This window comes from Amycolatopsis acidicola (assembly GCF_007713735.2).
GTDB classification, from domain to species: domain Bacteria; phylum Actinomycetota; class Actinomycetes; order Mycobacteriales; family Pseudonocardiaceae; genus Amycolatopsis_E; species Amycolatopsis_E acidicola.
The window spans coordinates 1-20,069 of sequence record NZ_VMNW02000095.1 but is presented as its reverse complement, the minus strand read 5'-3'; the positions used below and the strand labels follow the sequence as shown (position 1 = coordinate 20,069).

The window sequence follows — 20,069 nt, the reverse complement described above, 5'->3', positions numbered from 1 at the left end:
GGTCTCCGGTCAAGGGTCAGTTGACATGAGCATCAAGTCGCCCTTAGCGTCGGACCGTACGGCACGGGCCTGGCGGCCCGATCTCGCCACATTCCCGCGAAAGGATGCAGTATGCGCATCAGCGATCTCCGTATCCGGGTGGTCGAACCGACGGATTTCGTGTTCCAGTGGCGAGAGGACATCCCGCCGATCCAGCTCACGATGACCGTGTTCGAGGTGGTGACCGACGAGGGGATCACCGGGGTATCCACGTCCTGGCTGCCCGCCGGGCCGAACGAGATCGCGGAAAGCGCGGACCATTTCTTCCGTCCGCTCCTGATCGGCAGGGACCCCTTCGATCGCGAGTCCATTTGGCAGGAACTGATGCGCTTCACGCGTTATCTCATTTCCCCGAAGGCCGCGAGCAACATCGACATCGCGCTCTGGGACATCGCGGGCAAAGCGGCCGGGCTGCCGGTGTACAAACTGCTGGGCGCCTACCGGCACGAGGTCCCCGTCTATATCACCACGGAGACCCAGAAGGATGCCGCCGACTACGCGCGGATCGCCGTGGAGCAGCAGCAGGCGAACATGCACGCCGTCAAGATCCACGCGGCCGCGGTGCCGGACAAGGACATCGAGGCGTGCCGGGCCGTCCGCGAGGCCGTCGGGCCCGGCTACACGCTGATGCTCGACGCCACGAGCGCGTACGACTGGGAGGACGCCGTGCGTGTCGGCCGCGAACTCGAACGCCTGAACTTCCGCTGGTACGAGGATCCCATCCGTGACGACGACGTCGCGGGTTTCGTCCAGCTCTGCAAGACACTCGACATTCCGGTGTATATGGCGGAATCGACGGCCCGGGGCCCCTGGCCGATGGCCCACTACCTCGCGACCGGCGCCGCCGACGGATTACGCGGCGTCGGCGACATCCTCGGGGGCATCACCGGGTTGCGGAAGGTCGGTGATCTCGCCGAACTGCACAACCGCCGGTTCGAACCCCACTCCTACGGGTCGACGCTCGTGCAGGCCGCGCACCTGCACCACATCCTGGCGACGAGGAGCTGCGAATACTTCGAACTCCCGCATCCGCGCGGCCCGATGGACTTCGGGATGAAGACCACCCTCGAAATCAGCGAAGACGGCTATGTGCACGCACCGACGGCGCCAGGGCTCGGTTACGAGGTGGACTGGGACGTGATCGACAACGCGACGGTCAAGCAGTTCACCTGACCCTCACCGCCTACGCGCGGGGGAAGGCGGGTGCCCGCTTCTCCAGGAATGCCGCCACGCCTTCGCGGCCGTCCGCGCTCGCGGCCCGTTCGCGGATCGACAGGGTCTCGCGGCGCAGCGCGCTTTCCTCGGCGGGCGTGGCGGTCTCGCGTGCCAGCCGCTTCACCGCGACCTGCGCGGCGCGGGATCCCGCCCGCAGCACGCCGACGACCTCCTCGACGGCGGCTTCGAGTTCGGCGTCGGGATGCACCTGCGCGACGAGACCCAGCTCCCGCGCTTCCCGCGCCGAGACGACGGGGTTCAGCAAAGCCAGGCGCAGCAACCGATGCAGGCCGAGTGAGGCCGTGAGCAACGAACTCCCGCCGTCCGGGGACAGGCCGATTTTCGTGTAAGCCAGGGTGAACCGCGCCGACTCGCCCGCGAGCACGAGGTCGGCCGCGGCCGCGAGGGCGAGTCCCGCGCCGGCGGCGGCGCCGGCGACCACCGAGACCACGACGGCGTTCATCCGGTGCAGCTCACTGATGACCCGGTGCAGGCTCTCCGCGAGATCGTCGATCAGCCGCCCGGGGTCGTCCGCCGCGGCGAAGGCGGAGACGTCCCCGCCGACACTGAACGCCTTCCCCGCCGCGGTCAGCACCACGACGTGCGCGTCGTCAGCGCGGGCCTGGCGCACGGCGTCGGCGAGGGCGTCGACCATCGCCTGGTCGATCGGGTTGCCGCGGGCGCCGTCGTCCAGCCGGATGCGGGCGATTCCGTTGCTACAGCGGTAATCCACGAGGCTCATGCGGGGTACTCCAGCGGTTCGAGGAACAGGTCGGCCTCGAGCTGCTGCCGCCCGCTCCCGGCGCGGTACCGGTCGAGGTCGGTGACGCCCTCCTCGGCCAGCACCTCCTCGTCGAGGTAGAAGTTGCCGGTGCAGGAACGGCTTTCGCGGACGAGGATCGCGTGCGCGGCGTCGGCCATGATCTCCGGGACGCGGGCGCGCTCGATCGCGGCGTCGCCGCCGAGGAGGTTCGCGATGGCGGCGGTGGCGATCGTGGTGCGCGGCCACAGGGAGTTCGCGGCGATCCCGGCCTCGCGCAGTTCCTCGGCCAGGCCGAGGGTCACCAGGCTCATGCCGTACTTCGCCATGGTGTAGGCGAGGTACGCGCCCGCCCATTTCGGCCGCAGGTCCAGGGGCGGGGACAGGGTCAGGATGTGCGCGCGGTCGCTGCGCTCCAGGTGCGGGATAGCGAGTTTGCCGAGCAGGAAGGTGCCGCGGGCGTTGATGTCCTGCATCAGGTCATAGCTCTTCATCGGGATGTCGCGGGTGGCGCGGAGGTCGAGCGCGCTCGCGTTGTTGACCACGATGTCGATCCCACCGAACCGCTCGACGGCGGTGTCCACGGCCCGCTGCGCGTCCTCGTCCTTGCGCACGTCCCCGACGACGGCGACGGCTTTCCCGCCCGCCTGCTCGATTTCGGCGACGGCGGTGTGGACGGTGCCGGGCAGCCGCGGGTGCGGTTCGCTGGTTTTCGCCAGCAGCACCACGTTCGCGCCGTCACGGGCCGCGCGCAGTGCGATCGCCAGGCCGATCCCGCGGCTCCCGCCGGACATCAGGATCGTCCGGCCCGCCAATGTGCTCATAGCGCTGTCCGCCTTCCTTGGAGTGCCGCGTGCCCGCGTCCGGTGAGGGCCGGGACCAGTTCGCCGAGGCGGTCGAAGCCCTCGCCGACGGTGAGGCCCTGCTGGGCGCGGAAGTGGATGCCTTCGAAGATGACCGCGATCTTGTAGTAGGCGAACCCCAGGTACCAGGCCAGTTCGCGCAGGTCACGGCCGTGTTCGGCGTAGCGGTCGATCAACAGGCCGCTGCCGGGGAAGCCGGGGGTCTCACCCGGCACGGCGGCGACGGGGCTGTCCAGGCCGGCGATCCCGTCCCACCACACGATCATCGACGCGAGATCGGTGAGCGGATCGCCGAGGGTGGCCATCTCCCAGTCGAGCACGCTCACCACCTGCCCCGTGAGCGGCGAGACGACGACGTTGTCCAGCCGGTAGTCGCCGTGCACGATCGACGGCGTCTGTCCACTCGGGACACTATGGCCCAGTTTTTCGCCCAACCGCACCAAGTCCGGCAGGTCTCGCGTGTGCGACGCGTCGAGCTGCTTCGCCCAGCGGCGCAGCTGCCGGTCGAGGTAGCCGTCAGGGCGGCCGAGGTCGCCAAGGCCGACTGCCGCCGGATCGAGGGAGTGCAGGCGGGCCAGCACGTCGACGAGTTCGACGGCGAGCTCCTTCGCCCGGCCGGCGAAACCCGCCAGCTGCTCGCTCTCACGGAGAACCACCCCGTCCGCGAACTCCATGACGTAGAACGGCGCGCCGATCACGTCGGGCCCGGCGCTGACCACGGGCCGCGGCACCGGGACCTCGGTCGGGTGCAGCGCGGAGAGCATCCGGTACTCGCGGTCCATGTCGTGCGCGGTGGCCAGCACGTGCCCCAGCGGCGGGCGGCGCAGCACCCAGCGCTCGCGGCCGTCGGTGAGCAGATAGGTCAGGTTCGACCGGCCGCCGGAGAGCAGTTCGGCCTCCAGCGGCCCGGACAGCAAACCGGGGGCGGCGGCGCGCAGGAACTGCTCCAGCGCGGGCACCGGCGCGCCTGGCGGGGATTCCGAGACCATGCGAAAACTCCTGAAACCGAGCGATTGATCGGTATTTATGAACAAGCGAGGAGTACTCTGACTCAGGGAGCGACACCCTGTCAAGGGCGACTAGGGTCACCGGGACCGGGAAGGAGCACGCACTTGGCGGACGAAGAGCGGGAACAGCTGGGCAGGCGGCTGCGCGAAGCGCGTCGCGGCGCGGGGCTCACGCTGCGCGACGTCGCGAAGGAACTCGGTGTCAGCACCGGGACGTGGAGCGCGGTGGAGAACGGGCTCACCCGGATCACGCCTGAACGACTGAACGCCGCGGCCACGCTGTTCGGCACCGAAGGCGCGGCGCTCCGCGCTCCGGCGCCGGGCGAAACCGGTTCCTGGCGCGACTTTCCGCCGCTCAACCTCGTGCCGCCACTGGCCGGGGCGCTCGAGGCGTTCGTCGAACTGGGCTACCACGGCGCGAGCATCCGGGACGTGGCACAGCGCGCCGGCCTGTCGGTCGCCGGCGTCTACCACCACCGGCCGACCAAACAGGCTCTGCTCGTCGAACTGCTCGACCTCGCCATGGACGACCTGCAAGAACGCTGCCGCGCCGCGCGCGCCGAGTGCGACGGCCCGGTCGAGCGCTTCATCCGGCTCGTCGAATGCCTGGCGCTCTACCACACCCACCGCCGCGAGCTGGGTTTCATCGGCGCCAGCGAGATGCGCAGCGTGGAGGAACCGCACCGAACCCGCATCGCCAAGGCGCGCAGCGAGGTTCAGTACATGCTCGACGACGAGGTGGTCGAAGGGTGCCGCCGCGAGCTGATGCACACGCCGCTGCCACGCGAAGCCGCCCGCGCCGTGGTCACGATGTGCACGGCGCTGCCGACGTGGTGGTCACCGAAGGGCGGCCTGTCCCCCGACGTCGTCGCACGCCAGTACACCGGCTTCGCGCTCGACATCGTGCGCGCCCCGCGTTGACGCCGCCCACCCCGGGCACTTAGTGTTCAACCGATCAATCGATCGGCCTTGTTCAGGAGGAGTTCATGTCCGGCTACGTCCTACCCGAGCCCTCCCCGAGGGCCGCCGAGCTGCGCTCCGCCATGGAACAGTTCGTGCGGGAGCGCGTGCTGCCCGCCGAGGCCGCGTACGCCGAGTACCGCCGGTCGGCGGGCCCCGACGACCACACGGTGCCGCCGGTGGTCGAGGAGCTGAAGCGCGAGGCGAAGGCCGCCGGGCTGTGGAACCTGTTCCTGCCCGCGGAATCCGGGCTCACCCAGCTCGAGTACGCGCCGATCGCCGAGCTGTCCGGCTGGAGCCTCGAACTGGCGCCCGAAGCGATCAACGGCCAGGCCCCCGACACCGGCAACATGGAGCTCCTGCATCTCCTCGGCAGTGACGAGCAGCGGCGGGACTGGCTGAAACCCTTGCTGGACGGGGAAATCCGGTCGGCGTTCGCGATGACCGAGCCCGACGTGGCCAGCAGCGACGCCACGAACATCGCCACCCGCATCGAACGCGACGGCGACGAGTACGTGATCACCGGCCGAAAATGGTGGACCAGCGGGGCGATGGACCCGCGCTGCGCGTTCTTCATCGTGATGGGCAAGACCGACCCGTCCGCGCCCGCGCACCGCCAGCAGTCCATGGTGCTCGTGCCGCGCGACACGCCCGGCGTCGAGGTCGTCCGCGATCACCCCGTGTTCGGGCACCACGACCAGCACGGCCACGCCGAAGTCACCTTCACCGGCGCCCGCGTGCCGGTGACGAACGTGATCGGCGAGGAGGGCGGCGGGTTCGCCGCGGCGCAGGCGCGGCTCGGCCCTGGCCGCATCCACCACTGCATGCGGGCACTCGGCGCCGCCGAACGCGCGCTCGCCCTCCTCGTCCGGCGTGCCAAGGACAGGGTCGCGTTCGGCGCGCCGCTGGCCGAGCAAGGCGTTGTACAGCACCAGATCGCGGAGTCACGCCTGGAGATCGAGCAGGCGCGGCTGCTGTGCCACCACACCGCGCACGTCATCGACACCGAAGGCAACAAGGCCGCCCGGAACCTCGTCGCGATGGCCAAGATCGCCGTCCCGCGCGCGGCCACGAGCGTGATCGACCGCGCGATCCAGGTGCACGGCGGCGCCGGCGTCAGCGACACGACCCCACTGGCGGCGATGTACGGCTGGCACCGCGCGATGCGCCTCTTCGACGGCCCCGACGAGGTCCACCTGCGCTCGCTGGCCAAGGCGGAGCTCCGCGCCACGCCGATTCTGCCCGCCTGACAAGGAACGGCGGTTGTCCACATCGGACAACCGCCGTTCCCGTCAGCGGCGCGAACGCAGCTCGCGCCGGAGCAGTTTCCCGCTGGCCGTCTTGGGGATCTCCGCCAGGATCTCGACCGCCCGCGGGTACTTGTACGCCGCCAGGCGCTCGCGGCTGAACGCGATCAGCTCCTCCGGCGTCACGGATTCCCCGTCACGCAAGGAAACGAACGCCTTCACCGTCTCCCCGCGGTACTCGTCCGGGACACCTACCACCGCCGCCTCGCGCACTGCGGGGTGCTCGTAGAGGACGTCCTCCACTTCGCGCGGCCAGATCTTGTAGCCGCCGGCGTTGATCTGGTCCTTCTTCCGGTCCACCACGTAGAACCAGCCCTCGGCGTCCATGTAGCCGACGTCGCCGGTGTGGAAAGCGCCGCCCCGCATGGCTTTCGCCGTCTCCTCGGGCTTGTTCCAGTAGCCGGGGACGACCTGCGGGCCCTCGGTCACCAGCTCGCCGATCTCCCCCACCGGCAGCTCTCGCCCGTCCTCGCCGACGATCCGCACGATCGTTCCCGGCACCGGCACGCCCACGGAAAGCGCGCCGGACAAGGGATCCACCGGCGCGCGCGTGCCGAACGGCACACCGTGCGACGGGGACGTGGTTTCGGTGAGGCCGTAGATGTTGTGGATGTAGTGGCCGAACCGCTCCTCGAAGCGCCGCACCGTCTCCGGCGGGATCGGTGCCCCGCCGGAGTAGATCTTCGTGAGGCTGGTCAGCCTCACGTCCGGCACCGACATCAGCGCGGTGAACACGGTGATCGAGCCGACCGTGAACGTGGCGCCCTCGGATTCGGCGGTCTCCAGCGTCACCGCCGGGTCCAGCCGGTACATCAGCACCAAAGGCGCCCCGGTGAGCAGGCCGAGCGCGATGTGCCCGACGAGCCCGGTGACGTGGAACAGCGGGGCCACGCCCAGGATCACGTCCTCGGAGCCGATCCCGATCCAGTTCCGGTAGGTACCGGCGTTGAAGACCACGTTGGCGTGCGTGGTCATCGCGCCCTTCGGTGGCCCCGTGGTGCCCGAGGTGTAGGTCAGGAAAGCGACGTCGGACGGTTCAAGCTCCACTTCGGACGGTCGAGAGCCCTTGTGCCGGCCAAGAAACTCCAGCAGATCGGTGGTTCCCGGGCAGTCGGCACGTTCGATCCCGGCGAAGATCCGCTCGTCGTCGCGGCCGCGCAGGTCGAGTTCGGACGTGGTCAGCACCAGGCGCACCGCCGAGTCCACCTTCGCCGCGACGTCCCGGTACAGCGACTGCAGGCACACCAGGACCGAGGCGCCGGAGTCGGTCAGCAGCTCCCCCAGCTCACGTTCCTTGTACATCGGGTTGACCGACACCGCGATCCCGCCCGCCTTCCAGGTGCCGAGCTGGGCGAGCACGAACTGCGGGACGTTCTGGAGGTAGAGCGCCACCCGCTCCCCCGGCGCGAACCCCGACGCGGCGAGCCCGGCGGCGAACGCGTCGGTCAGCTCGTCGAGCTCGCGGAACGTGATACTGCGGCCGAAGTAGCGCAACGCGTCGCCGTCGGGGTTCCGCGCCACCGTGGCGCGGAACATGCTCACGGCGTCGCCGTAGTCCGGGGAGGTGCCTGGCAGGCCCGGCGCGTACCGGGGCTGCCAGGGTTTGTCGTCGTAGCTGGACATCGTGCTCCCGTTCGTGGGCGGTCAGTGCATCACCTGGCCGCCGGTCGTGGTGATCGCCTGCCGGGTCGCTGATCCGGCCAACAGCACAAGTATGGAACCCCTCGGGCCGCCGGGGTTGTCGTTGAGCGGATTGTCCAGCGTGCCCGCGGCAGACGGCGTTCACCGTGATGCCTCGCGGCCCACGCCGGTGATCACCGCGACCTGGCCCTCACGCATCGGATTTTCTCGGTGGCAGCAGGGAAAGCAGCACCTGGCGCCGGGCTTCGCGGATTTCGCGGGCGCGGCCGGTCATCCGCTCCGGCGTCCACGTCATGCCGTCGTCCAGGGTCACCTCCGGTTTGCGGCCGCCCAGCAGCGGGCTCACCTGCCGGTCGATCTGCTCCAGCAGCTGCCCGAGCATCATGCACGACGGCGTGGTCAGCGAAAGCCGGATCGCGACGCCGTCGCCGTCCGGCTCGATGCGGTCGACCAGGCCCATCTCGACGATGTCGATCGGCGTGGCCGCCGCGACGCTGCACGGGTCGACGACCTCACGCAGAGCTTCGCGCACCTGTTCTTCGACGCCCACGGTTCACGCTCCGACCGGCGTGCGGCTGGTCGACCACGGCGCCCGCAGCCCCTCGGCGCGCTGCCGCTCGAGCTCGTCGGCCGCGGTGCCCGCCTTGATCTTGTCCAGGTCCAGCCCGAGCGCGGAAACGTAGTTCCCGGCGAGGATCTTCGCCTTGTGCTCGTCGGTGATCTGCGAGACCGGCGCGAACTGGCCTGCCAGCTCGAGGTCCGCGTCGGTGAACCGGAACGCTTCGAACGCCTCCAGGCACGGCCGGGCGTGGTACGCCATATGCCCGGTGCCCCACCACATCCGGTCGTACACGTGGTCCCCGACGACCGCGGCCATCCCCAGCACGGCGCGCGCGAACTGGTCGGGCCGCTTGGCGCAGATGATGTTCAGCGTCTCCAGGTTGACGAACACGTTGGGGAACCGGGCCAGCAGCCACGCGGTCTCCTCGACGAACGCGACCCCGCCGTGCACGATCTCGAAGTTCAGGTCCGGATGGTCGTGCGCGGCCACGTCGAGGTCGCCGACGCGGTACGGGTCCATCGGCACCGGGCCCAGCGGCACGGCCTTGTGCACCGCGACCGTGGAGATCCCCAGCTCCTTGGCCTTTTCGTACAGCGGGTACACGACCTGCTCGTCGTCCATCCGGAAGTGCCGGTGCTTGCCCTCGGCCGTCCACGACGACGGGTAGAGCTTGAGCCCGATCGGGTTGAGCAGCTCGGCCTGGCGCTCCAGCTCGTCGAGCGCGGCCTGCCCGGCCATCGGGTCGACGGTGGCGTAGGACAGGAACCGCGTCGGGTGCTTGGCGAGCACCTCGGCCGCCTTCTCCACCGACACCAGCCCGTCGCGGTAGGCGCCGATCGGCACCGGGTGGTAGATCGCGAAATCGGTCTGGCTCTCCAGGAACAGCGTGGACACCGTCTCGTCCACGTCCCAGTCGCGCACGTACTGCTCGCGCGTCAGCTCGTACTCGGGCCCGGAACCCGCGACCACCCCGAAGATCATCTCCGTGATGCCCTCCGCGTTGCGGGGCACGGCGTGGTTGCGGGGATCGAGGTTGTACGAGTGGATCACGGCGTCGATCACGTATTTGTCGTTCAGCATGGCTGGGACGGTAGGAATCACACCGGCCGCGCGGGCAGTCCTCCGAAGGGGACAAAGACTGTCCCCCGCGGGGGACTTGGCCGGGCCACGCGCATCCGCCTAGCGTGGCCGGATGCGTGCGCTGAGGTTCCACGGCCGCCGGGACGTGCGGCTGGACGAGATCCCCGAACCCGAGCCGGCGGGCGACCAGGTGAAGATCGCCGTCACCGCGGCCGGGATCTGCGGCTCGGATCTGCACGAGTACCGCGGCGGCCCGATTTCCATCCCCACCACGGATCCCCACCCGCTCACCGGGGAGGTCGCGCCGCTCACCCTGGGCCACGAATTCGAGGGCAAGGTCGTGGCCGTGGGCCCGCGGGTGCGGGAGATAGCGGTCGGTGACCGGGTGGCGGTGAACGCCGCGATCTGGTGCGGCGAATGCCCGCCGTGCCGGGCCGGGCACACGAACATCTGCACGAAGATCGGTTTCCACGGCGTGAGCGGCGAAGGCGGCGCGTTCGCCGACTTCGACATCACCCGCGAACGGAACGTCCACCGCCTGCCCGAAGCGATCCCGGACGGGATCGGCGCCCTGCTCGAACCTCTCGCCACCGGGATCCACGCGGTCGCGCAAGGCCGCGTGAGCGCCGGGGACATGGTGCTCGTACAGGGCGGCGGCGTGATCGGGCTGTGCATCGCGCTGGCCGCCCGCGAGGCGGGCGCGGAGCAGGTCGTGCTCACCGAGCCGTCCGCCGCACGGCGGGCGGCCGCGAAACGGTTCGGCGCGACGATCACCATGAACCCCCTGGCCGGATCCGTCGTCGAGTTCATCGGCGATATCACCGACGGGCTCGGCGTCCAGGCCGCGTTCGACGCCGCCGCCGCACCGTCCACACTGGACACCGCGGTCGCCTGCACGGGCGCGGCCGGAACGGTCGTCAACGTGGCCGCGTGGGAAAAACCCGTGCCCTTCGACCCGACCACCCTGCTCTACCGCGAGACCGCCGTAGTCGGGAGCCTCGCCTACACCAGCGCCGACTTCGACACCGCCGTCCGGATCGGCGCCGCCCGCGGCGCGGACCTCGCGAGCATGGTCACCACCACGATCACGCTCGACGAAGCCGCGGGCACCTTCGCCCGCCTGGGGGAGGACATCGGCGACGACATCAAGGTCCTCGTCCGCCCGAACCGTTATCCTTGAGCCACTCCTGTTCCCGAGCACCACCCCACGGGGGAGGCGACGATGCCGACTCTCGCGCACGAACCGGCCGCCGGCCGGCGGTCCTACGAGCTCGCTTTCGCGGTGCTCGAACGGATCGACGGCACGCACGACCTCGTGTCGTTCAAGGCCGCGCTGACCAGCGCGCTCGCCGAGGTCTACCAGGTCCGCTCCACCACGTTCTTCACCGGCCGCACCGCGCCGCTCGCGTGCGCCGACCCGGACCCGACGATCATCGGCATCACCCGGCACATGCTGCCCGAGTACCAGGAAATGTGGTTCCAGCACGACATCTTCTCGACGCCGCACGCGCTGCGGTCGCTGATCAGCACGCGGGTGTCCACTTTGTCGGAGCTGTCCGGCGGCACGCCGGAGAACCGGATGTACGTCACGGACTACCTGGAACGGCACGGAATCCAGTCCGCGACCGCGATCTACCTCGACATCGCGGACGGCCGCAAGGCGCTGGTCGGGCTGTTCGACCGGGACCCCGGCCGGATCGGCCCGCAGGAGGTCGGTTCGCTGCGGCTGCTGGCGGGCCCGCTGGCGCAGATCGCGTGTCACCTGCCCGTCCGGCCGAACGCGTCGCCGGTGGAGGAAACGGTGCTGTCACGGCTTTCCCCGCGCCAGGCGGAGGTCGCGCGGCTGGTCGGCGAAGGGATGTCGAACGCGTCCATCGGGGAGGTGCTGCACCTGCACCCGGCGAGCGTGAAGAAGTACGTCACGCGCATCCTGGCGATGACGGGCCTGCGCAACCGGACCGAACTCGCGATCGCGGTGCGCAGGTCCGCATCGTCCACTTGAGAGGAGTCTCAGCGGGACCGTTCCGCGAGCGAATCCAGCGCCGCCACGTAGATCCCGCGGATCGCTTCGGCGAGCCCGGGCTCCTCCTCGGCGGACTCGGCCTCGAACTCCGCCTCCCACACCACTTCCGCGCCCTCGGCGTGGTCCCGCACGGTGAACCGGGACCGGTACAGCCGCAGCGCGAGCGGCCCGGAAAGGTACTCGTACACATAGGTTCGCGCGCTGTCATCGTGCTCGACGATGCGCTCGCTCGCTTCCCCGCCGCCACCGGCGAACGTCGCGTACCGCACGTCGCCTTCCTGGTGGGACTTCTCGATCGCGGGCACCCAGTCCGCGATGTTCGCGGTGTCGCCGCCGGTCTTCCACACCGTCGCCGGATCCGCCGCGATCACCCGGGTTTCGACCACTCGCATTCCGTCCTCCACACTCGTCGGGCTGGTACCGCCGAACGCTACGAACGCGAGCGGCGCCGGCCTAGTCCGCTTTGGGGGACAGTCGTTCCCGCAGCTCGCGCTTGAGGATCTTCCCGCTGGGGTTCTTCGGCAGCGCGTCGGTGAACACCACGGATTTCGGCACCTTGAACCCCGCCAGCACCCGGCGGCATCCGTCGAGCACTTCGCTTTCGGTGAGCGCGCTCCCCGGCTCGGCCACGACGACGGCCGTCACCGCCTCGATCCAGCGCGGATGCGGAACGCCGACCACAGCGACCTCCGCAACACCGTCCACTGTGTACAAGGCTTCCTCGACCTCGCGGGTGGCGACGTTCTCCCCGCCCGTTTTGATCATGTCCTTCTTGCGGTCGACCACCCAGAGGTAGCCCTCGTCGTCGAAGTAGCCGAGGTCGCCGGAGTGGAACCAGCCGCCGCGGAACGCCTCCGCCGTCTGCTCCGGTTTCCCGTGGTAGCCCACGGTCGCGTGCGGGCTGCGGTGCACGATCTCCCCCACCTCGCCCGTCGGCAGCGGCCGATCCCGTTCGTCGACGATCCGGGTTTCGACATTCAGCGCCGCACGTCCCGCGGAGCCCGGCCGCGATTCCTGGTCCTCGGGGCCGAGCGCGGTGGCCAGCGACGCCATCTCGGTCTGCCCGTAGAAGTTCCAGAACCTCATCCCCGGCAAGCGCTTCTTCATTTCCCGCAGCACTTCCACGGGCAAGGCCGACGCGCCGTAATAGCCCTTGCGCAATGAGCTGATGTCCGCGGAACCCAGTTCCCGCAGCAGCGAAATCCACACGGTCGGCGGGACGAACAGGTTCGTCACCCGCTCGGTCTCGATGGCGCGCAGCATGGCGGCGGGCTCGGGCCGGTCGAGGATGATGCTGGTGGCGCCGAGATACAGGTCCGTGCTGAGGAAATTGTCCAGCTGCGCGCAGTGGTAGAGCGGCATCGCGTGCAGCTCGACGTCCCCGGCCTCCATCCCGCCGGTGACGATGCAGCTGGTGTACTGCCACATCAGCGACCGGCTCGTGAGCATCGCGCCCTTCGGCCGCGACTCCGTGCCGGAGGTGTACATGATGCGGATGACCTCGTCGTCGCCCACTTCCACGGGGCGCGGACGACCGTCCTTTTCGGACCACTCCGCGAAGTCCGTCCAGCCGGGCGGAACCTGGTCACCGAGGACGGCCCGGACGCGGACTTCGTGTTCCACCAAAGCTTTCTCGGCCACCGGCAGCAGCGCGTCCTCGACGACGAAGGCGTCCGCGCCGCAGTCGCGCAGGATGTAGCCGACCTCTCCCCCGGTGAGCATGAAGTTCACCGGCACGAACACCACGCCGATCCGCGCGGTGGCGAAGGAGAGCACCGGGAACTGCCAGCAGTTGTGCGACAGCACCGCAAGCGTGTCCCCGCGCGTGAGGCCTGCAGCCTGCAGGGCAGCGGCCACCCGGTCTACCACGGCGTCGAACTCGGCGAAGGTGAGCCGGACGTCGCGGTGCACCACGGCCGTCTTGTCCGGGAACCGGGCCGCCGAGCGGCGCGGGATGTCGGCGAGGCTGTGCGCACGCGCCCGTTCGACGGTCACGGGGATTCTCCCTCTGTCCACAATGGAAACCGTGCGGACGGCCAGGGTTCAGGCCGCCCGCACGGGGGTTTCAGGCGGTGCGCAGGTAACCCGGCAGGATGTCCTGCGCGGCGTCCACCAGCGTCATCGGGTCCACGAGCAGGTGCTGGGTCGCCACGGCCGCGTCACGCGTGCAGCGGCCGAGCGCGCTCGGGTTGCGGATCGACTGGCTGCCGCCCCACCGGTGCGCGAAGCCGACGACGTCGCTGGCGACTTCCTGGACCCACGTGGTGACCTGGCGCATGCGGGCGCGTTGCTCGGCCGTGATCTCTTCGCCCGCCGCGGCCGTCTGCTCCGCCTCGCCGTGGATGTCGTAGACGTACGCCCGCGCGGCCTGCAGCAGCGCCTCGTACTTGCCGAACTCGCGGCGGAACAGTGCCGAATCGCCGACGAAGGTGTCGTAACCGGGACGCGCCTTGCCCGAGGAGATCGTCACGATCTCTTGCAGCGCACGGGTGGCGAGCCCGAGCGCGACCCCGGCGTGCCCGCCGACGCCGATCCCCAGCAACCCCAGCTTGTACACCGGCTCCGCCCGCACCGGCGTGGTGGAGAAGGTGTCCATGGTGTGCTTCTCGGGCACGAACACGTCGGTCACGGCGTAGTCGTAGCTGCCGGTGCCGACCATGCCCATCACGTTCCAGTTGCCCAGGAACTCCACCTTCTCGCGCGGCAGGAACGCCACCCGGCACACCGGTTCGCCGCTCTCGCTCACCAGCGGCTCGCCGTCGTCGCCGTGCACCACGAACCCGGCGCCGATCCAGCTGGCGTGCGCCGAACCGCTGGCGAACTGGTAACGGCCGTTGACGACGTAACCGCCCTCGACGCGCTTCGCCTTGCCGGTCGGGAGGATCATGCCCGCGGTAATGCCCGGCGTGGGCTGGTCGAAGATCTCCCGCGCGCCTTCCTCGCTGAAGAAGCCGACGGCGATGCCGGTGCTGAACGCGTTGGCCATCAGCGCCCAGCCGGTGGACCCGTCGGCACGCGAGATCTCCTCGATCACCTTGAGCGAGTCGACCATGCCGAGGCCGAGGCCGCCGTACTCCTCGGGAACCATGAGCCAGAACAGCCGCGCCTCGATCAGCGCGTCGACGACGGGGCGGGTGATCGTGGTGTCACGCTCGATGGTGTCGGCTTCGCTCTCGATGAGCGGTGCGACGGCCTTCGCACGGGCGAGGGCGTCCGTGGCCGGGCGGGCGAGGGTTCCGGTCATTGTGCTGGGTCCTCTCTGACTGCACTCTGGTCTGCGTCCACAGTGCCGCCGGACCCCGGGCGTCACATCCGGGCCACCACGTGGTCAGCCACCCGCTTTCCGCCACTGCGCGACCTGCGCGCGCCGGGACAGGCCGAGCTTGTCCAGAATGTGCTCGACGTGGCCCTCGACCGTGCGGTGCGAGATCACGAGTTTCTGCGCGATCTCCCGGTTGGTGAGCCCGTCGGCGACGAGCTCGGCCACCTCGGCCTCTCGCCGCGACAGCTCCGGCCCGCCAGGGCGGGCTCGGTTGACCCCCGCCCGCTCGCCGAGCGCGAACTCGAGCACCTGGCCCCGCGACAGGGCCTGACCACGCTTCACCGCGGCCTCGTATCCCTTGTCGCCCAAGCCGTTGCGGGCCCGGCGTTCGAAGCGGGTGCGCTGGTCGAGCCAGTGCGCGGACCCGTAGAGCTGCATGCCGACCGACGCCCACAGCGTTTCGGCCGCGCCGAGCAGCACCGCGGCCCGTTCGGCCTCGCCGCGCGCGGCTTCGCTCCACGCGAGCAGGTCGGTGGTCAGGGACAGGCCGATGGTGTCGTCGAACGGCCGCTTCATGCGCAGGCTTTCCAACGCGTGCGTGACGGCCTCGTCGTGGTTTCCGCACATCAGCGCTGTCAGGCCGAGCCCGTACACGGCGTACGAGAGCATCCAGCGCTCGCCGTGCTCCTCGCACTGCGGGCGCAGGGCTTCGAAGTGGCGCAGGGCTTCGTGGGTGTCCCCGGCGAAGATGTACAACAGTCCCAAGTGGACCCTCAGCGAGCCGACCAGGTCCGGTGGTGCTTCGGTGCCCTGGTAGCGGTCGAGCGCCTCCAGCAGAATTCGTTCCGAGCTGTCGAAATCGCCGCCGAAGAACGCGACGAGGCCCTGCTCGTGGCGGTTGTACGCCAGCCCGAACGCGTCCCCGACGGCCTCGGCCTCCTCCGTTCCTTCCGCCAGCGCACGGCTCGCGGCGGCACGATCTCCTTGCAGCGCGGCCACAAGCCCGAGTGTCGCGAGCGCCCGCGCCCGGTCCGGCGAGGGCTCGCGCTCGGCGTCGAGGGCGCGTTCGAGCCAGTACCGGTGTTCGGTGAAGGAAAACCCCGCCGCCCACAGGAACCAGGGCGCGCCGATCAGCCGCGTGCCGTCGTCCCCGCGGGCCAGCGCCGTCTCGAAAGCCGTGCGCAGGTTGGCGTGTTCCAGGCGCAGGTCGACGCACCACTGGTGCTGGCGCTCGCCGAACCACTGCTTCGTGACGTCGCCGATCATCCGCGCGTAGTAGGCGTGGTGGCGGATGCGCAGCTCGGCGGCCTGCATGTCGTTCAGCTTCGCCTGGCCGTATTCGCGCAGCGTCTCCAGCATCCGGAAGCGGACCTGGCCGTGGTGTTCCTCCCGCAGCAGCAAGGACTTCCCGACCAGCCCGTCGATCCCGTCGACGATGTCGTCGGCGCCGAGCCTGGCGTCCTGGCAGACCTCCTCGGCCGCCTTGAGCGCGAAACTCCCGGCGAACACCGAGGTCCGGATCCACAGCCGGCGCTCGACCGGATCGCACAGCTCGAAGCTCCAGTCCACTGTGGCCTGCAGGCTGCGGTGCCGTTCCGGGGCCGCGCGGTTCCCGCCGGTCAGCAGCCGCAGGCGGTGGCCGAGCCGGTCCGCCAGCTCGGCCAGCGACAGCACGCGCAGCCGCGCGCAGGCCAGTTCGATCGCCAGCGGGAGCCCGTCGAGCTGGGTGCAGATCGTGCGGACGAGCGGGAGGTTGCCGTCCTCCAAGGAAAATCCGGGCAGGATGTCGCGGGCGCGCGCGGCGAACAGCGTGACCGCGTTGTCCCGCAACGGGGCGACGGTGACCGCGTGCTCGCCGGGGATCGCGAGCGCTTCCCGGCTGGTGGCGATGATCCGCAGTTCGCGCGCGCCGTGCAGGAGGTGGCTGGCGAGTTCCGCGCACGCGGTCAGCAGGTGCTCGCAGTTGTCGAGCACGAGCAGCAACTGGCGGTTGTGGAGGTAGTCGTCCAGCAGCTGCTGGGGGCGGGCGGACCGGTCGCGGATGCCGAGGGCGTCGACGAGGGTTTGCGCCAGCAGAGCAGGATCCTGCAACGCCCCGAGCTCGACCCAGCGGACGCCGTCGGCGAACGCGCGCCGGACCTTGTCCGCCGCCTGGATCGCGAGCCGCGTCTTGCCTACGCCGCCAGGCCCCAGCAGCGTGACCAGCCTCGCCGAGCCCAGCACCTCCCGGATCGACGCCAGTTCCGCCTCCCTGCCGACGAATTCGGTCAGCTGCGCGGGAAGTTCGGTGCGCGGGCCCGGCGGGGCCAGGGCCTGTGCCTCGGCGCGCAGCGTGCGCACCCTGTCCTTGAGCACCGTCATCGAGTGGTCCCAGCCGAGCCGTTCGGCGATCGCCGCGACGGTGATCGCCGGGTCCGCCGCGAGCAGGGCGCGGATCTCGGGTTCGCGGGCGTCGGCGACGGACCCCCTGGCGCGTGGTGGTTGCGGGGGCTCGCCGAGCTGGAGCGCGCGCCGGACCGTGTTGCGGGAGATCCCCCGGTGCCGGGCGATGGCCTTGATCGGCATCCCGTCCTCGTGCAACTGCCGGATCTCCCGCCAGTCCTGCACATTCATCAAGATGCCTCCTCATTGAGGCGTCAGCCCGGTGACGCGCGTTCACTATGCGCGGGCCACGAACTACGTGTCAAGGACGGGCGCGATTGACCCCCTCTTCCGGGTCTTCGCGGAAGAGCACACAGGTCAGGGCGGCGCGGCGGACACGTGGCGGATCACGGGCGTTCCCGGTTCCGGGGCCGGGCGCCGTCGGGAAACGTCGGCGGCAGCACCCGATCGGAAGGGAATGAGGATGAGCAGCAACGAACCGGCGGCCGTCGCCGAGCGCTTCGTCGAGGCCTACAACTCGGGCGACCGCGAGAAACTCCTCGCGTTGTGCGCCGAGGACATCCACGTCGAGCACCACAACCGCGGCGTGGAACTGAACGACCGCGCCGCATTCGGGGACATCATCAAGGGCTTCGAAGCGGCGTTCCCCGACAAGCACTTCGAAAACCGCCGCGCGGTGCATTCGGACGGGGACACTGTCGTCGTCGAGCACACGTGGGTGGGCACCGCGCAGGCCGACGTCCCGGGCTTCGCGAGCGCAGGCGAGGTGGCTCGCATCGATCTGTGCAGCCGCTACACCATCCGCGACGGTCTCGTCGTCGAATACCACGACTACGGCTGATCAGCGATGACACGGGAAACCCGGGTGGCAGGCGCGTTCGGCGCCGGCCACCCGGTCATCGTTCTCGACGAGCGCGGCACCGCGGAGCTCGTGGTCGCCGCCGGGCTGGCGACCACGAGCTCGCTGGCGTTCTTGATCCGGTACGGCTCGGGGTTCGTGCGCGTCGCCCTCACGGGACAGGCCTGCGACCGGCTCGGCCTGCCGCCGATCACCGCGCGCGGGCCGTACCGGTGCGCCCAGGCGATCGCGGTCGACGCGGCGGAAGGCGTCAGCACCGGCATCTCGGCCGCCGACCGCTGCCGCGCCGCGCGGCTGCTGGCCGATCCCGCCACGGAGCCGGGTCAGCTGCACCGGCCCGGCCACACGGTGCCGCTGAGGGCGTGGCCGACGGGCGGCGCGTTCGACGAGCCCGGGGTGGCCGAAGCCGGGGTGGAGCTGGCTCGCCAGACCGGTCTCGAACCCGCGGCTGTCCTCTGTGGACTCATCTCGGAGCGTGACCCGTGCGCGATGGCCGGGCACGACGAGTCCGCCGCTTTCGCCGCGCGACACGGGTTCGAGGTGACCAGTGTCGCGGAGCTGTTTCCCTTGGAGGTCAACGAAAGGAGGGCCGGATGAGCGAGTTCGACACGGCCGCCTTCCGGACGACGCTGAGCCGCTTCACGACGGGGGTGGTCGTGGTGACCGCGCCCGGGCCGGTGGGAATGGTGGTCAGCTCGTTCACGTCGGTGTCATTGGATCCGCCGCTCGTGCTTTTCTGCGCGGGCAACGATTCCACGACCTGGCCGCGGATCCGGGAGTCCGGCCGCTTCTGCGCGAACGTGCTGGCCGCCGGCCAGGAAGCGGTCGCGCGGCGGTTCGCCGGTCCCGGTGACCGTTACGAGGGCGTCGGCTACCGGCCCGGCAAGCACGGCAGCCCGGTCCTGGACGGCGTGCACGCCTATGTGGACTGTGAGATCGCGGACGAATACCCGGGCGGCGACCACACGATCGTCGTGGGCCGCGTGCTGGGCCTGGACACCGGCGACGCGACCGGTCCGCTGGTGTTCCACCACAGCAGGTTCCACGACGGGGCGGTGCTCAACTCCGTTTGCTGACAAGGAAAAGCCCGGCCGTGCGCGCGGCCGGGCTTTCTCCTGTCGTCACATCTTGCCGATGGCTCCGGCGTCCACGGGCAGCGAGATCCCGGTGACGTAACGGGATTCGTCGGAGGCCAGCCACGCCACGGCCGCGGAGATGTCGCGCGGCTCGACCCACGGGATCGGCAGCACGTTCATCCCGGCCTGGCATGCCTCGCGGAAGTCCTCGTGCGTCGGGGATTCCAGGTCGGGGCGGAACAGCCGGTACATCGCCTCGTGGTCGATCATGTCGGTGAGGACCGACGTCGGCTGGATCGCGTTGCAGCGGATCCCTTGCGCGCCGAGCTCGTTGGCGATGGACCGGGTGAGCCCGATGACGCCGTGCTTGGCGGCGACGTAATGTGCGAAATTCGGGAACCCCTGTGTGCCGCCGGTGGAGCTGATGAGCACGATCGACCCGCCGGTGCCCTGCTCGATCAGCGTGGGGACGGTGGCGCGCACCGTTTTCCAGACGCCGGAGAGGTTCACGTCGATCATCGTGTCCCACTGCTCTTCGGTCAGCTCGTGCACTGGAGCGGAGGAGAACACCCCGGCGTTCGCCACGACGACGTCCAGCCGGCCGAGCTCCGCGACCCCTTCGGCGACCGCCTTCGACAGCCCGGCGAGGTCCCGCACGTCGGCCTCGCGGGCGACGACCTTGCGCCCGGCTTTCTCGATGTAGCGGGCGGTTTCGGCCAGATCGGCCGAGGTCGCGCCGTGGTAGGCCGTCGTCGGCACCTTGCCGCAGATGTCCAGGATGATCAGGTCCGCACCCTCATGGGCGAGCCGCACCGCGTGTGAGCGCCCCTGTCCGCGTGCGGCGCCGGTGACCAGCGCGACCTTGCCGTCAAGACTTCCCATTTCCCAACTCCCGTCGTCGTTAACGGTTCCGGAAGTGACCCTGCCCGCGAAGCCAGGCGGTGCGGGACCGTGCAACCACGTGGTCCGGCCCCTGGTTGCTGGGGGTTCGCGGTTCTGGTGTGGGGTGATGGGGTTGTTTGGGGTGCGGGAC

At 70.1% G+C, this 20,069-nt stretch carries 19 protein-coding genes; 8 read left to right on the top strand and 11 right to left on the bottom strand.

Translation table 11 applies throughout. The features are described 5' to 3' along the window. The first annotated feature begins 111 nt into the window (after positions 1-111). Positions 112-1,212, top strand: a complete 1,101-nt coding sequence (locus FPZ12_RS38080) for an enolase C-terminal domain-like protein (protein WP_144754062.1) — start codon at positions 112-114, stop codon at positions 1,210-1,212. A gap of 10 nt (positions 1,213-1,222) precedes the next feature. On the opposite strand, the gene FPZ12_RS38075 is transcribed toward FPZ12_RS38080, so the two are convergent. Genes FPZ12_RS38075 through FPZ12_RS38065 form a run of 3 tightly spaced genes read right to left on the bottom strand, consistent with a single transcriptional unit; the run spans position 1,223 to position 3,866 of the window. After that, positions 1,223-1,996: an enoyl-CoA hydratase-related protein gene (locus tag FPZ12_RS38075; RefSeq protein ID WP_144754064.1), complete on the bottom strand. Its 774-nt coding sequence runs from the start codon at positions 1,994-1,996 to the stop codon at positions 1,223-1,225. Beyond that, on the bottom strand, positions 1,993-2,838 hold the full coding sequence (locus tag FPZ12_RS38070; protein WP_144754067.1) for an SDR family oxidoreductase: 846 nt from the start codon (positions 2,836-2,838) through the stop codon (positions 1,993-1,995). Before FPZ12_RS38070 ends, FPZ12_RS38075 begins: the two co-directional genes overlap by 4 nt. Further along, entirely contained in the window at positions 2,835-3,866 is a 1,032-nt protein-coding gene (locus tag FPZ12_RS38065; protein ID WP_144754070.1) for a phosphotransferase family protein, read from the bottom strand. The genes FPZ12_RS38070 and FPZ12_RS38065 overlap by 4 nt, the downstream gene beginning before the upstream one ends. Before the next feature lie 123 nt (positions 3,867-3,989). Between FPZ12_RS38065 and FPZ12_RS38060 the strand changes: the two genes are divergently transcribed. Further along, positions 3,990-4,805: a TetR-type transcription factor C-terminal domain-containing protein gene (locus tag FPZ12_RS38060; protein ID WP_144754073.1), complete on the top strand. Its 816-nt coding sequence runs from the start codon at positions 3,990-3,992 to the stop codon at positions 4,803-4,805. 65 nt (positions 4,806-4,870) lie between these two features. Continuing rightward, the gene (locus FPZ12_RS38055; RefSeq protein WP_144754077.1) at positions 4,871-6,094 is read left to right on the top strand and encodes an acyl-CoA dehydrogenase family protein; all 1,224 of its coding nucleotides are present in this window, start codon (positions 4,871-4,873) and stop codon (positions 6,092-6,094) included. Between the two features lie 42 nt (positions 6,095-6,136). Here FPZ12_RS38055 and FPZ12_RS38050 read toward each other — a convergent pair whose 3' ends face one another. The 3 genes from FPZ12_RS38050 to FPZ12_RS38040 form a co-directional block, all read right to left on the bottom strand. Continuing rightward, positions 6,137-7,774, bottom strand: a complete 1,638-nt coding sequence (locus FPZ12_RS38050) for a class I adenylate-forming enzyme family protein (RefSeq protein ID WP_144754080.1) — start codon at positions 7,772-7,774, stop codon at positions 6,137-6,139. A gap of 208 nt (positions 7,775-7,982) precedes the next feature. Continuing rightward, positions 7,983-8,342, bottom strand: a complete 360-nt coding sequence (locus FPZ12_RS38045; RefSeq protein ID WP_144754083.1) for a metal-sulfur cluster assembly factor — start codon at positions 8,340-8,342, stop codon at positions 7,983-7,985. Between the two features lie 3 nt (positions 8,343-8,345). Continuing rightward, entirely contained in the window at positions 8,346-9,434 is a 1,089-nt protein-coding gene (locus FPZ12_RS38040; protein ID WP_144754086.1) for an amidohydrolase family protein, read from the bottom strand. Positions 9,435-9,546: 112 nt separating this feature from the next. On the opposite strand from FPZ12_RS38040, the gene FPZ12_RS38035 reads away from it, so the two are divergent. Together FPZ12_RS38035 and FPZ12_RS38030 are read left to right on the top strand one after the other, a co-directional pair. Continuing rightward, complete coding sequence (locus FPZ12_RS38035) at positions 9,547-10,614, top strand: 2,3-butanediol dehydrogenase (RefSeq protein ID WP_144754090.1); 1,068 nt, start codon at positions 9,547-9,549, stop codon at positions 10,612-10,614. Positions 10,615-10,656: 42 nt separating this feature from the next. Continuing rightward, positions 10,657-11,436, top strand: coding sequence for a helix-turn-helix transcriptional regulator (locus tag FPZ12_RS38030; RefSeq protein ID WP_144754093.1), 780 nt, complete (start codon positions 10,657-10,659; stop codon positions 11,434-11,436). Between the two features lie 8 nt (positions 11,437-11,444). Here the strand turns inward: FPZ12_RS38030 and FPZ12_RS38025 are convergent, their stop codons facing one another. The 4 genes from FPZ12_RS38025 to FPZ12_RS38010 all read right to left on the bottom strand — a co-directional run bounded on the left by FPZ12_RS38025 (position 11,445) and on the right by FPZ12_RS38010 (position 17,332). Beyond that, entirely contained in the window at positions 11,445-11,849 is a 405-nt protein-coding gene (locus FPZ12_RS38025; RefSeq protein WP_144754096.1) for an SRPBCC family protein, read from the bottom strand. Between the two features lie 61 nt (positions 11,850-11,910). Continuing rightward, positions 11,911-13,452, bottom strand: coding sequence for a fatty acyl-CoA synthetase (locus FPZ12_RS38020; RefSeq protein WP_243770243.1), 1,542 nt, complete (start codon positions 13,450-13,452; stop codon positions 11,911-11,913). Between the two features lie 70 nt (positions 13,453-13,522). Then, entirely contained in the window at positions 13,523-14,701 is a 1,179-nt protein-coding gene (locus FPZ12_RS38015; protein WP_144754102.1) for an acyl-CoA dehydrogenase family protein, read from the bottom strand. A gap of 84 nt (positions 14,702-14,785) precedes the next feature. Next, on the bottom strand, positions 14,786-17,332 hold the full coding sequence (locus FPZ12_RS38010; protein ID WP_144754105.1) for a LuxR C-terminal-related transcriptional regulator: 2,547 nt from the start codon (positions 17,330-17,332) through the stop codon (positions 14,786-14,788). Positions 17,333-17,564: 232 nt separating this feature from the next. Between FPZ12_RS38010 and FPZ12_RS38005 the strand changes: the two genes are divergently transcribed. From FPZ12_RS38005 to FPZ12_RS37995, 3 genes are read left to right on the top strand one after another with little or no spacing between them, the layout of a single operon-like run. Further along, positions 17,565-17,942 carry a nuclear transport factor 2 family protein gene (locus FPZ12_RS38005; RefSeq protein WP_166463043.1) on the top strand — a complete coding sequence of 126 codons (378 nt, stop codon included), beginning with the start codon at positions 17,565-17,567 and terminating at the stop codon, positions 17,940-17,942. 6 nt (positions 17,943-17,948) lie between these two features. Beyond that, complete coding sequence (locus FPZ12_RS38000; RefSeq protein ID WP_144754111.1) at positions 17,949-18,557, top strand: 3,4-dihydroxy-2-butanone-4-phosphate synthase; 609 nt, start codon at positions 17,949-17,951, stop codon at positions 18,555-18,557. Next, positions 18,554-19,036, top strand: a complete 483-nt coding sequence (locus FPZ12_RS37995; protein WP_144754114.1) for a flavin reductase family protein — start codon at positions 18,554-18,556, stop codon at positions 19,034-19,036. The genes FPZ12_RS38000 and FPZ12_RS37995 overlap by 4 nt, the downstream gene beginning before the upstream one ends. Before the next feature lie 45 nt (positions 19,037-19,081). Here the strand turns inward: FPZ12_RS37995 and FPZ12_RS37990 are convergent, their stop codons facing one another. Further along, positions 19,082-19,918: a mycofactocin-coupled SDR family oxidoreductase gene (locus FPZ12_RS37990; RefSeq protein WP_144754117.1), complete on the bottom strand. Its 837-nt coding sequence runs from the start codon at positions 19,916-19,918 to the stop codon at positions 19,082-19,084. Positions 19,919-20,069: the final 151 nt, after the last annotated feature.